The organism is Bradyrhizobium sp. ORS 278, assembly GCF_000026145.1.
Taxonomy (GTDB): Bacteria; Pseudomonadota; Alphaproteobacteria; order Rhizobiales; family Xanthobacteraceae; genus Bradyrhizobium.
Genome location: NC_009445.1, coordinates 5,721,477 through 5,733,595, shown reverse-complemented (window position 1 = coordinate 5,733,595; position 12,119 = coordinate 5,721,477). Strand labels below are relative to the sequence as shown.

General features: G+C 66.1%; 10 protein-coding genes. 6 read left to right on the top strand and 4 right to left on the bottom strand.

From position 1 onward, the window contains the following. Window positions 1–102: 102 nt before the first annotated feature. Genes BRADO_RS25790 through BRADO_RS25780 form a run of 3 tightly spaced genes read left to right on the top strand, consistent with a single transcriptional unit; the run spans window position 103 to window position 2,765 of the window. Window positions 103–1,110, top strand: a complete 1,008-nt coding sequence (locus BRADO_RS25790) for an ABC transporter substrate-binding protein (protein WP_012029132.1) — start codon at window positions 103–105, stop codon at window positions 1,108–1,110. Window positions 1,111–1,113: 3 nt separating this feature from the next. Beyond that, window positions 1,114–1,830 (top strand): NUDIX hydrolase, encoded by a 717-nt coding sequence (locus BRADO_RS25785; RefSeq protein WP_012029131.1) that lies wholly within the window; start codon window positions 1,114–1,116, stop codon window positions 1,828–1,830. Next, window positions 1,827–2,765 carry a polyphosphate kinase 2 family protein gene (locus BRADO_RS25780; RefSeq protein WP_012029130.1) on the top strand — a complete coding sequence of 313 codons (939 nt, stop codon included), beginning with the start codon at window positions 1,827–1,829 and terminating at the stop codon, window positions 2,763–2,765. Before BRADO_RS25785 ends, BRADO_RS25780 begins: the two co-directional genes overlap by 4 nt. A 115-nt stretch (window positions 2,766–2,880) precedes the next feature. Here the strand turns inward: BRADO_RS25780 and BRADO_RS25775 are convergent, their stop codons facing one another. Together BRADO_RS25775 and BRADO_RS25770 are read right to left on the bottom strand one after the other, a co-directional pair. After that, on the bottom strand, window positions 2,881–5,649 hold the full coding sequence (locus BRADO_RS25775; RefSeq protein WP_012029129.1) for an EAL domain-containing protein: 2,769 nt from the start codon (window positions 5,647–5,649) through the stop codon (window positions 2,881–2,883). 144 nt (window positions 5,650–5,793) lie between these two features. Next, on the bottom strand, window positions 5,794–6,945 hold the full coding sequence (locus tag BRADO_RS25770) for a FecR family protein (RefSeq protein ID WP_012029128.1): 1,152 nt from the start codon (window positions 6,943–6,945) through the stop codon (window positions 5,794–5,796). Between the two features lie 181 nt (window positions 6,946–7,126). Here BRADO_RS25770 and BRADO_RS25765 point away from each other — a divergent pair, with 181 nt between their 5' ends. After that, the gene (locus BRADO_RS25765) at window positions 7,127–8,872 is read left to right on the top strand and encodes a ShlB/FhaC/HecB family hemolysin secretion/activation protein (RefSeq protein WP_012029127.1); all 1,746 of its coding nucleotides are present in this window, start codon (window positions 7,127–7,129) and stop codon (window positions 8,870–8,872) included. A gap of 7 nt (window positions 8,873–8,879) precedes the next feature. Here BRADO_RS25765 and BRADO_RS25760 read toward each other — a convergent pair whose 3' ends face one another. Further along, window positions 8,880–10,127 (bottom strand): multidrug effflux MFS transporter, encoded by a 1,248-nt coding sequence (locus tag BRADO_RS25760; protein WP_012029126.1) that lies wholly within the window; start codon window positions 10,125–10,127, stop codon window positions 8,880–8,882. Window positions 10,128–10,341: 214 nt separating this feature from the next. On the opposite strand from BRADO_RS25760, the gene BRADO_RS25755 reads away from it, so the two are divergent. Then, window positions 10,342–10,662, top strand: coding sequence for a YqfO family protein (locus BRADO_RS25755; RefSeq protein WP_041756945.1), 321 nt, complete (start codon window positions 10,342–10,344; stop codon window positions 10,660–10,662). After that, on the top strand, window positions 10,663–11,280 hold the full coding sequence (locus BRADO_RS25750) for a CAP domain-containing protein (protein ID WP_012029124.1): 618 nt from the start codon (window positions 10,663–10,665) through the stop codon (window positions 11,278–11,280). It begins immediately after the preceding gene. Between the two features lie 9 nt (window positions 11,281–11,289). Here the strand turns inward: BRADO_RS25750 and BRADO_RS25745 are convergent, their stop codons facing one another. Continuing rightward, a complete protein-coding gene (locus BRADO_RS25745) occupies window positions 11,290–12,015 on the bottom strand; it encodes a Crp/Fnr family transcriptional regulator (protein WP_012029123.1) in 726 nt (241 codons plus the stop codon). Window positions 12,016–12,119: the final 104 nt, after the last annotated feature.

Here is a 12,119-nt window from a genome sequence, read left to right as displayed (position 1 = left end):
ACGGGTCCCGGCTTTCGCCGGGACGACGGCTGCGGCTGGGGCGGCCTTCTCAATCAAATCGCAGACGCCTAATCTGGCCAACGACACGAACGGAGGAAACACATGAACAAGATCATCGGCCGGGTGGCCGGCGCGCTGCTGGCGTTGACGCTGAGCACGGGGCTGGCATCGGCCGCGACCAAGGTGACGATCGCGGTCGGCGGCGGCGCCTGTCTGTGCTATCTGCCGACGGTGCTCGCCAAGCAGCTCGGCGAATATGAGAAGGCCGGGCTCGATGTCGAGCTGGTCGATCTGAAGGGCGGCTCGGACGCGCTGAAGGCCGTGCTCGGCGGCAGCGCCGACGTCGTGTCAGGCTATTTCGATCACTGCGTCAATCTCGCCGCCAAGAAGCAGGAGATGCAGTCCTTTGTGGTCTACGACCGCTATCCGGGCCTGGTGCTGGTGGTGGCGCCGTCGCACAACAAGGAGATCAACTCGATCAAGGACCTCGCCGGCAAGAAGGTCGGCGTCAGCGCGCCGGGCTCCTCGACCGACTTCTTCCTCAAATACATGCTAAAGAAGAACGGCCTCGATCCCGCCGGCACCTCGGTAATCGGCGTCGGCCTCGGCGCGACCGCGGTGGCTGCGATGGAGCAGGGCCAGATCGACGCGGCCGTCATGCTCGATCCCTCGGTCACCGTGCTGCAAGGCACGCATCCGGATCTGAAGATCCTCTCCGACACCCGCACCCAGCACGACACGCTCGAGGTGTTCGGCGGCGAGTATCCGGGCGGCGCGCTGTATTCGACGGTGGCCTGGATCGCCGGCCACGAGAAGGAGACGCAGGCGCTGACCAACGCCATTCTCGCGACGATCGCCTGGATCCATGCGCATACGCCGGAGGAGATCATGGCCAAGATGCCGGAGGAACTCGTCGGCAAGGACAAGGCGCTCTATCTCGCCGCGCTGAAGAACACCATTCCGATGTATTCGCAGACCGGCAAGATGGACCCGAAGGGCGCGGATGCGGTGCTCGCGGTGTTCTCGACCGGCTCGCCCGACGTCGCCAAGGCCAATATCGACGTCAGCAAGACCTTCACCAACAAGTTCGTCGAGCAGGCGAAGAAATAGCGGATGACCGAGGTCGTCATCCATCGTGTCACCACGCTCGACCTTAAAGTCGAGCCATGGGACTGGCCGTTCGCGCAAGAGCGTCGCGATGACATCGCGGCGCATTTCGCCGAGCGGCAACGCGAGAAACCCGGGCTGTGGAACGGACGCATCCTGCTCGGACGTGACGCCCGCTTCGAGTCCGGGCAGTTCTCGGCGCGCTATTTCGAGACCGATTTCGCCAGCCTGCTCGCATGGCGCGACTGGGGCTTTCCGGACCGCACCGCTTTCAACGGCTTCGGCATGGGCGCGCTGCGCTCCGCCGACGGCGCCTTCGTACTCGGCGAAATGGGCGCGCACACGGCCAATGCGGGCCGGCTGTATTTCCCGGCCGGCACGCCGGATCTCGACGATGTCGATGGCAATACGCTCGATCTTGCCGCCAATGTCGCGCGCGAGGTCGAGGAGGAGACCGGGCTCACGCCCGCGGACTATCGCGCGTCGGCGCATTGGGACTGCGTCGTCACCGGCGCCTCGATCGCGCTGATGCGCGTGCTTGACGCGGCGCAGACCGGCGAGGTCCTGCAGCGCCGGATCGAGGCCCATCTCGCCGCGCAGGACGAGCCGGAACTCGCGGGCGTCCGGCTCGTTCGGTGCAGGGCGGATCTGACCGCGGCGATGCCGCGCTTCGTCACCGCCTTTCTCGAAACCCAGTTCAGCGCCGGAGAGCCGTCCTCATGAGCAAGAAAGCCCGTTCGCTTGCGGCGGAGCTCGACCCCTTCATCTCGCCGTTCCGGGTCGATGGCGGCGGGAAGTTTCGTCTGAAGTCGCACAAGACCAAGGAGAAGGGCGGGCTCGACAAGGAGCAGGGCGAGGCGATCATCGAACAGAACCGCAAGCGGCTCGCCGACTTCCAGGAGAAACTCTACGCGCAGGACCGCTGGTCGGTGTTGGTGCTGCTGCAGGGCATGGACGCCTCTGGCAAGGACAGCGCCATCAAGAGCATCTTCGAGGGCGTCAATCCGCAGGGCTGCGAGGTCACTTCGTTCAAGCAGCCGACCTCCAAGGAGCTCGACCACGATTTCATGTGGCGCAGCGTGCTGGCGCTGCCCGAGCGCGGCCGTATCGGCATCTTCAATCGCTCTTATTACGAGGAATGCCTGGTCACGCGCGTGCATCCGGAGATCCTGAAAGCGGAGAAGCTGCCCCCCAAGCTCGTCACCAAGAGTATCTGGCACGAGCGGTTCGAGGATATTTCCGCCTTCGAGCGCTATCTGACGCGCAACGGCACGGTGATCCTTAAGTTCTTCCTCAACATCTCCAAGGAAGAGCAGCGCGAGCGCTTCCTCGGCCGGCTGGAGGAGCCGGCGAAGAACTGGAAGTTCTCGATGGGCGACGTCACCGAGCGCGCCAAGTGGCAGCGCTATCAGGCGGTCTATCAGGACATCGTGCGTCACACCTCGACGTCCCATGCGCCATGGTACGTGGTGCCCGCCGATCACAAATGGTTTGCTCGCGTCGTCATCGGCTCGACCATCGTCGCCGCGCTCGAAAGCCTCGATCTGCAGTTTCCGCGCGTCGACGTTGCCTCGCGCGACGAGTTCAGGGCCGTGCGCAAGGCGCTGGAGAACGAGGGCAAGGGCGGGAAAAAGGGGCGGCCGGCAAAGGCAGATTGAAGCGCGAAGGCTGCACAAGACTTTCTCGTCATTCCGAACTCGCGCTGCGCGCGCCCCAAAATGACGGCGCAGACAGTCGGTGGCTTTCATTGGCTTTCAGCAGAAGATCTGAGCCTCATGCCACGCCGGCTTGGCGCGTCTCGTCGTCGACCTGCAGGAAGCGCCGCTCGAAGTCCGCTGCCGGCATCGGCTTGCCGAAATGATAGCCCTGACCTTGCTCACAGCCGAGCCGGAGCAGGAACTCGGCTGTCGCCTCGTTCTCGATGCCCTCGGCAATCACGGCCAGCCCGAGTTGCTTGCTGAGACTCACCGTCGAACCGACGATGGCAGCGTCGTCGGTGCGTGTCAGCACGTCCTGCACGAAGGATCGATCGATCTTGAGTCCGTCGAGCGGGAACTTCTTGAGATAGCTGAGGCTCGCATAGCCGGTGCCGAAGTCGTCGAACACGAGGCTGACGCCGAGCGCCTGCAGGCGGTTGAAGGTGTGGAGCACGCGGGGCTCGTCGTGCAGCAGGATATCCTCGGTGACTTCGAGCTCGAGCAGGGCCGGCGACAGCTCCGTCACGGTCAGCAGCTTGCCGACGAAGGCTGCGAGATCGCCCGCCTGAAATTGCGATGGCGACAGGTTGACACCCATGCGGATCTCATGCCCGGCAAGCTGCCATTGCCTGGCCTGCCGGCACGCCGTCGCCATGACCCAGGTCGCGACCGCCTCGGAGAGCGGCGAGGTGTTGACGACCGGAATGAACTCGCCCGGAGGCACCAGGCCGCGCGTCGGATGGCGCCAGCGGATCAGCGCCTCGGCGCCGACGACGCGGCCGCTCAGCAGGTCGACCTGCGGCTGGTAGAACAGCTCGAACTCGCTCCGTTCGACGGCGAGCGCAAGCTCCGCCTCCAGCGTGAGTCGTCGTTCGAGCTCGCAACGGATCGCGCTTTCGAAGATCACGTGGCTGCCGCGCTCGTCGGTCTTGGCACGACAGAGAGCGAGATGAGCGTTGCTGAGCAGTTCGTCCGCGGTCTGGCCACCGACGGGGTGAACGGCAACTCCAAGGCTGACCCTGACGCGCTGCTGGCGACCGTCCGCGTCGAGGGGCGTGTCGAACAGGCCCGCCAGAAGTTGGGCGAGTTCCGCCACGGTGCCGCCGATGGCAGAGGAAAGAATGGCTACGGCAAACTCGTCGCCGCTGAGACGGGCCACGCGGCCCATGTTTCCGATCTCGGCACCCAGCCGCTCCGCCGCCGCGCGCAAGACGCTATCCCCATAGGTGTGGCCGAGCATGTCGTTGATGTGCTGGAAGGCGTCGAGGCCGATCACCAGCAGCACGACCTGGTCCGACGCGGCATCGGCCGCGTCGATCATCGCCGCGAGATCCGTCTGCAGCGTGTTGCGGTTGATCAGCCCGGTCAGCGTGTCGTGATCGGCCAGGTACTGGATGCGCGCTGCCTCGCGCTTTCGTAGCGAGATGTCGCGCAGGATGACGCCATAGTGCAGGCCGTCGGCACCTTGCCACGCCGAGAAGCTCGCCTCGACCGGAAACACCTCGCCGTCCTTGCGGCGTCCGTCGAACTCGACCATGGCCCCGCCGGGCAGCAGCGTCGCCGGCAGCGCCGCCTCCTGCAGCGGAAACAGATCATCCGTCTGGCCATTATCCTTGGCGTGCAGCCGCGCGAACGGCTGGCCGATGATCTCCTCGGCGCTGTAGCCGAAGATCGCCACCGCGCCGGGATTCCACACCGTGATCCGCTTGTGCTGGTCGGTGCAGACGAGGCCGTCGCCGATCGACATTGCGATCCGCTCGAAGCGGCTCTCGGCGACGTGCCGCAACAGGCCGCGGAAGTCGATCTCGTCGAGCGCGGTCGCAACAAGATAGGTGACGAGCGCGATCTGCAGCAGCGAGCTGTCGAGCACCAGGGCGTAGCTGTGGTGCAGCACGAGTGCGAGCGCCTCGATGCCCATGCCGATGAGCACGATCAGCACGCAGCGCCGGGCGGCCGAGAAACGCGGCCAGCTCACGAACATCGCGAGGACGATCAGCAAGAGGGCACCCAAGGTGGCCACGGTCGACGTCTTGAGGAGGGTACGGTCCTGGATGATCGATTCGGCCGCTGTCGCCTGCAGCACGACGCCAGGCAGGACGCGGCCGTTCGGCACGCTGTAATAGTCGCCCAATTCGATAGCGGTCGCGCCGATGATGACGCGCTTGTCCTTGAGCGCAGTCAAGGCGGCAGCATCGCCTTCGAGCACGTCGACATACGACACTTTCGGGACTGACGACGGATCGATCCCATAGTCGATCAGGAAGTAGTCGGCCCGGATTGCGTCGCTGCCGGCCAGAAAGGCTCCGAAGGATTGCACGAACGTCCTCTCGTGATCGTTCTCGCAATACTCCCCGTAGGTGTAGCGCCTGACGCGGCCGTCGCGCGCCACCTCGATGTTCACCAGGGCGGACCAGGCCAGCTTCTCGAATTGCGGCAGCGGTCGGTTGGTGTGAATGGCCGTGTCGCGCTGCGCCGAATTGAGCTGCATGAACGCCGGCAGCGCGACCGAGCTCTTCGCATTCTGCAGCGCGTCCTGAAAGGCCCGGTCGCTCGCGGCATCCGAGGGGGAGCTGAAGTCCACATCGAAGGCGACATCGCGAACACCGGCACGCTGCAATTGGTCGAGCAGGCGCGCATGGGTCGCGCGCGGCCATGGCCAGACGCCGAGGGTCTTGATCGAGCGCGGATCGATCGTCACGACCGCGACGTCGCCGCTGGCCTGACGCTTGTCGAGGCGGAAGCGCAGGTCGACCAGCGCGTTGCCGAGCAACTCGTAGCAGCCTGACAGGCCGACGGTCAGCAGCGCAACGACGACCAGAACATGCGGCGTGAACCGCCTGAGCATTCCCCCTCCCAAATATCCGTGCGAGCGGACGACGCCATTGTCCCCGATCCCCGCAACCTCTCTGCGTCCCCATCTGCAGGGCCGTTATCGGTCCTGGCAGAGTCCCTTGTCAGCTATCGTCGCAAGAACAGCTGTCGCGCTGCGTCAATCCTTGTTGTGGCCGTAGGCATGACCCCGACCACGGCCGCTGCCATGGTCGTCGTCGCTGTTGCCCTTCCCGCTGTTGCCGCTATTTCCGTTGCCGCTGTTGCCGTTGCCGTTGTTATTTGCGGCGGCGCTACCAGTCGTCGTGCTGCTGGCAGAGGCAGTCGGTGAGCCGACGGCCGCGGTCACGGCGGCTGACACCGATGACGCCCCGGAGCTGCTGGTCGAGTTGCCGTTGTTGCCCCGGGTATCGGTCGATAGGCTGCTTCGTCCGCCGCCCATACCTTGTTGGGTGCCGTGGGCAAGGCCCCGCGTGGCCTTCTGAATGTTCAGATTGACTTCGCCGATGGAGCTCGAGATCCGCACCACGTTTGGTTTGGCTCCGGTGGACGCGGCGGCGGAGCGCTGCGGCGACGACGGTGGCGTGCTCGCGCGGGCTGGCGCGTTGCCGTTCAGCGCGTGGATGACGCTGCCCTTGGTTTCGCGCGGCGCATGCAGGCCGTCGCGTGGCACCGAAACCGGGTTGATGGTCGGCGCGCGGGGGCGGCCCTGTTCGATCGGATTGAAGTTGCCGGCGCCGGAGAGTTTGAGTCCCGAGCGGCCGATGGTGGACGTGGTCGCCGCCTGGCCGGGCATCACTTGGGCGATCTGGCCGGACTTGAAGTCGGACACCTGCACCTGGCCGCGACTGACTTCGACCTTGGCTCTGCGGCCTTCCACGGTGACTCTGAACTGCGTGCCCTTCACCACGGCGGCGAGAAAGGGCGTCTCGACCTCGAAATGCTGCACGTTGCGCTTCTCGACATCGAGCAGGATCGAGCCCGCGCGCTGCAGGATCGTGGTTGCCATGCCATCCTTGGCGGCGGCGGGCAGGCCGACCTCGGAGTTCGGCGCGATGACCATCGTCTCGGCGCCACGGGTCAGCCGCACGCGTCCGTTCGGGCCGGTGCGGATCGTATCGCCGGGCTTCAGCGCCTCTGCCGAACCGAGCGACACCTGTGTCGCGCCTTGAGTTCCGCCTTGCGTCGTCACCCAGATCTCGCCGGATGATTTGCTCACCAGCCACGGCTCTCCGTCGGCCGCGGAAGCGGCGGACGCCGCGCCGAGGAGGCACGCGATCAGTCCCGGAATCAGAAAACGCTTGGATGGCATGGCACGAGCTCGCGTCGTTGGCGACGCTCGAAACTAATCCAAATGTTTCAAGAGACCCTTAGGAGTTGCGATGGAGTCTGGTGCACGCATTTACGGATCATTGACCTTAATAAACTAAGAACGAGGCATGCGTGCTGGTTGTGTCGAGGGAACTGTGAGTACTACGGGCCGGCGCGCCAGGATGGCCGCCCGGCCCGCGGCGCGCGCGTGGGTCGGGACCGCATCCGTCACATCCGTGTGCCTCTCGTTGTTCTGTTTCGCCGGCGTCGCGCAGGCGCAGCAGGTCAGCCAGCCGGGCTTCGATCCGCGTCAGACCGAAAGGTATTTCGACGAGCAGTCGCGCGCAGGCCAGCCGGCGCCGCCGCGGCCGCGCGCGCCGCAATTCGAGACGCAGCGTAGCGGCGGCGATCGTAAGGCTCTGTTCACCTTGCGAGGCGTGAGTCTGACAGGCGCCACGGCGCTGCCGGCCGATCAGCTCGCAACGGTCTATCAACCTTATCTTGGGAAGCAGGTCTCGCAGGGTGATCTCGCCGACATTGCGACCGCGATCGGCGACAAGTATCGCGCCGCAGGCTTTCATCTCAGCCGCGCGATCGTGCCGGCTCAGGACATCAGCGGCGGCACGGTCCGCATCCAGATCATCGAGGGCAGCATCACCGAGGTGAGCCTGAAGGGCGAGGGGGCCGAGGAGTTCGGCATCCGGCCGCTGCTCGGCCCGGTGCTCGCCGAGCAGCCGTCCCGGCTCGCCACGCTCGAACGGCAGCTGATGCTGGTCAACAGCCGCGGCGGCGTTCGGCTCGCCGATTCCACGCTCGAGGAGATTGGCGGCACGACGGGTCGGTTCCGCCTGGTGCTCGAGCTCAAGACCTGGCACGTCTATGGGGCGGCGAGCCTCGACAATCTCGGCTCCTCGACCGTCGGTCCCTGGCAGAGCTACGCCACCGCCGCGTTCAACTCCTATCTTCTGCCCGGCGACACCCTGATGGCCAATCTGTCAACGACGCCCGGCGATCCGCGCCAGCTCGCGTTCGGACGGCTGTCCTATGACGTGCCGGTCGGCACCGACGGCGTCCATGTCGGTGCATCGGCACTGTACAGCGAGGTGCGGCCGGGCGACGTCAGGCGCCTGATCAACGACAGCACGGTGACAGAAACCGTCGAGCTGCGCGGCGGCTTTGCGCCGATCCAGTCGCAGCGGACCTCGCTCAACCTGACGATCGCTGCCGCCTTCAGCGACGTCACCGAGCGTGACGTGTTCGGCCTCTGGTATCGCGACCGCATCAGGACAGTGACCTTCACCGGGGATTATCGCTGGAAGGACGATGTCGGCGGCGACAACTATCTGACATTGGCCTATCGGCAGGGGATCAACGCCTTCGGCGCGACGGCGGCCGACGATCCGCTGGTCTCGCGCCCCGGCGCCTCGCCGAGCTTCTCGGTCGTCAACGGCTGGTTCGCGCGCTATCAGACGCTGACGGAGTCGTGGTCGCTGAAGCTTGCCGCCGCCGGCCAGCTCGCCTCGGGGCCGCTGTACAATTCGCAGCAGTTCTATCTCGGCGGGCTGTCCTATGGCCGGGGCTATGGCAGCGCGGAGATCAGTGGCGACAACGGCATCGCCGGCACGTTCGAGGTGCGCTTCGACCAGAAGCCGGATACGGCCTATCTCAAGAGCTATCAGCTCTACAGCTTCTTCGATGCCGGCCTCGCCTGGAACTTCGGCTTCCGGCCGTCGGATGGCGTGGCGCTGACCTCGGCCGGCGCAGGTGTCCGCTTCACCTTCCCGAACGACTGGCGCGCCGATCTCGGCGTCGCCGTCCCGCTCGGCTATCGCGCGCCCGACAATTCGACGCGCAGCGCGCGTCTGCTGCTGTCGCTGTCGAGCGTGCTGAAGATGTGCCCGCAGCGCGGGCAGGGGTCCTGCCTCTAGGGCCGGTTCAGACCGGCTTGGCGGCGCCGTGGAACAGACGGCCCTTCTCGGTGATCAGCACGATGGCCAGCGCGGTCGCGGTGCAGGCGAGGAAGCCGGTCGCGAACGGCAGCGGCGTGCCGTCGAAGGCCTGGCCGACCACGGCGCCGGCGGCCATGCCGAGCAGCGTGGTGATCGAGCCGTAGAGCGACGACGCAGTGCCGGCATTGGCGCGCTGCGGCTCCATCGCCAGCGCGGTGAAGTTCGCGAACATCAGGCCGAACGAGAACATCATCGCCGCCGACAGCACCATGAACAGCCACAGCGGCAGCGCGCCGAGCAGGGCCGCGGCGAAGCAGGCGAGTGCGACCATCACGCAGCCGACCAGCGCGCTGTGCGAGATCTTGCGCATGCCGAGCCGGCCGACCAGCCGCGCATTGAGGAAGCCGGCGACGGCGATGGTGGCCGAGATCGCGGCAAACGCCAGCGGGAAGTAGTGGCCGAGATGATAGACGCCGGTGAACAGCTGCTGCGACGACAGCACATAGGCCAGCACCGCGCCGAAAATGCCGCTGGCGGCGAGCGCATAGCCCAGCGTCTGGCGATTGGTGAGCGTAGCGCGGAAGGCGGCGCTGATCGCGGCGACGTTGAATGGCTTGCGCTCGGTCTCCGGCAGCGTCTCCGGCAGGCGGAACACCGTCCACAGCAGCGCGATCACGCCATAGATGGTCAGCACCACGAAGATGCCGCGCCATTGCGTCAGCAGCATCACCGCCTGGCCGAAGGCCGGCGCCACCACGGGGACCGCGATGAACACCATCATCGCCAGCGACACCACGCTGGCCATGCGCCGGCCGGCATAGCAGTCGCGCACGATGGACGTCGCGATCACGCGGGTCGCGGCAGTGCCGAGGCCTTCCAGCACGCGCGCCAGCAGCAGCGTCTCGAATGACGGCGCCGCGAGCGCGAGCAGGCTGGCGATGACGTACAGCACCATGCCGCTGAGCAGCACGGGACGGCGGCCGAAACTGTCCGACAGCGGGCCGATCGCGAACTGGCCGACGCCGAAGCCGATCACGAACGCCGACAGCACCATCTGCACCCGGTTGGCGGTGCCGATGTGGAACGCCGAGCCGATGTCCGGCAGCGCCGGCAGCATCATGTCCATGGCGAGCGGGTTCAGCGCCATGATCGCCGCGATCACGATGACGAACTCCGCGAACGCCATCGGGCGGTGACGGACGAGCTCGATGTTGTCGGCACTGGTGTCGGTCAAGGCGCGGCTTTCCGTAAGGGCGGGGGGACGGCGGTTGCGAGCTTTGATGTGTATCGGACTTGCTGCGTCGCACAAGACGCGTTTCGGAATGGCTGGTCAGCAGCCTGGCGCAGCGGCGCTGGCGCGATTGTGACCGGCTGTGAGCTGGTGAAAATTGCGCCAGCCGGAGGGCAATGGTAACGCGCGTGTGATCATCCAGCGGGTTCGCGGGCGCATGAAGACCTTCAAGATCGTCGTCTACGTCCCCACGGCAAACGCCGAGGCGCTCCGCGGCGCCATGGGCGAGGCCGGGGCCGGGCGGATCGGCAACTATGATTACTGCTCGTTTACCTTGACCGGCACCGGCCGCTTCCGCCCGCTTGCCGGCGCCAATCCGAGCATCGGCGCCGTCGGCAAGCTGGAAGACGTCGCGGAAGACCGAATCGAGACCGTCTGCGCCGAGGACCGGCTGAAGCCGGTGCTAGCGGCCATCCGTGCGGCGCACCCCTATGAGGAGCCCGCGATCGACGTCTATCCGCTCGCGGTGGTGGACTAGATGAGAGTGCTTCGTCTGCTGGGCGCGACGCTGGTTGCGGTCTCCATCGCCTCGCCGGCTCCGGCGTTCGCTCAGGACTCCGCGCCGGCCGACCAGATCTCGGCGTTCCGGCTGCAGCACGGCGAAGGCCGGGTCACGCGCGACGTCACGCTGGATCACATCGCGATGGAGCAGGCGCGCGCGATGGCCGAGAAGGACGATCTCAGCCATGAGGTGCTTGGTCCCTTCACCCGCCGCGTCGCCCCATCGAAAGCCGGCCGCGCTGCCGAGAACATCGCTTATGGCTACGACAGTTTCGACAAGACGCTCGGCCAATGGATCAACTCGGCCGGCCATCGCAAAAACCTGCTGCTGCCCAAGGCCACCAAGGTCGGCATCGCCAGTGCGAAGACGGCCGGCGGCAAGCGCACCTATTGGGCGATGGTGATCGCCGGCGACTACGAGACGGACAAGCCGAAGCCGGCTCCGAAGAGCAAGGGCAAGGCGGTCGTGGCGCAGAGGGGCGGCGGCAACACGGATAACAAGACCGAGGCCACGACACAGACGCGCTGGGGCGCCAAGCCTCCCGCCAGCAAGGACTGCCATCTCAACATCAAGCTGATCGGCCTGTGCATCTGACGCCGCGTCTCAGCGCGGCTGCTTCTTCAGGTGCAGATAGCCGGGATCGAACTCGCCGATCGCGCACAGCCGTTGCCAGTTGTGCACCGACATCGTGCCGCTGCGGAAATCGACCGCGCGGCTGGCGCGCAACTCGACCAGCGTGCGATTCACCGTCGCGATCGCCATGCCCAACGCCTCGCCGAGCTGCGCCAGGCTGACCGGGAGCAGCAGCTGATCGCCCTCGACATGGCCGAGCGTGCGGGCGCGATAGAACAGCTCGCAGAACAGATGGGCCATGCGCGCCGGCTTGCCCCGTGCGCTGTTGTTGGTGATCGCCTCGCGGAAGATCGCCGCGTCGATCAGCGTCTCGCGCCAGATCGCAAAGCCGAGCGCCGGGCGCCGGACGAGCGCCCGCGTCAGCTCCTTGTGCGCGATGCCGGAGACCACGGCCGGTCCGATCGCGCACACCGCATGATCCATGCGGTCAAGGAACAGCGCCTGCGCATCCGGCCAGTCGCCGGCCATGTGGAACGAGAGATATTGCCGGCCCCCGCCCGGCAGCAGATGATAGCGCGCCACCCAGCCGGAGAGCACGACGACGGACTTGTCGGGCTCGTCGCCCTGCCGGATCAGGTCCTCCTGATCGGCGAGCCCGCGCGGCATGAAGGTGAGATCTCTGATCTCGGCGATGTCTTCGCCGGAAAGCCGGGAATGCTCCCTGAGCTTGTTGATGACGATCTTGTCGGCATCCATGGAAATCGGGCCTGTTGATTCTCACGTATCAAATGAGATCACGCGGCCCACGGTTCCTACTAAGGTCGACGTTGGTATCAGGAAATGCGGAGAATGTCGCCGGT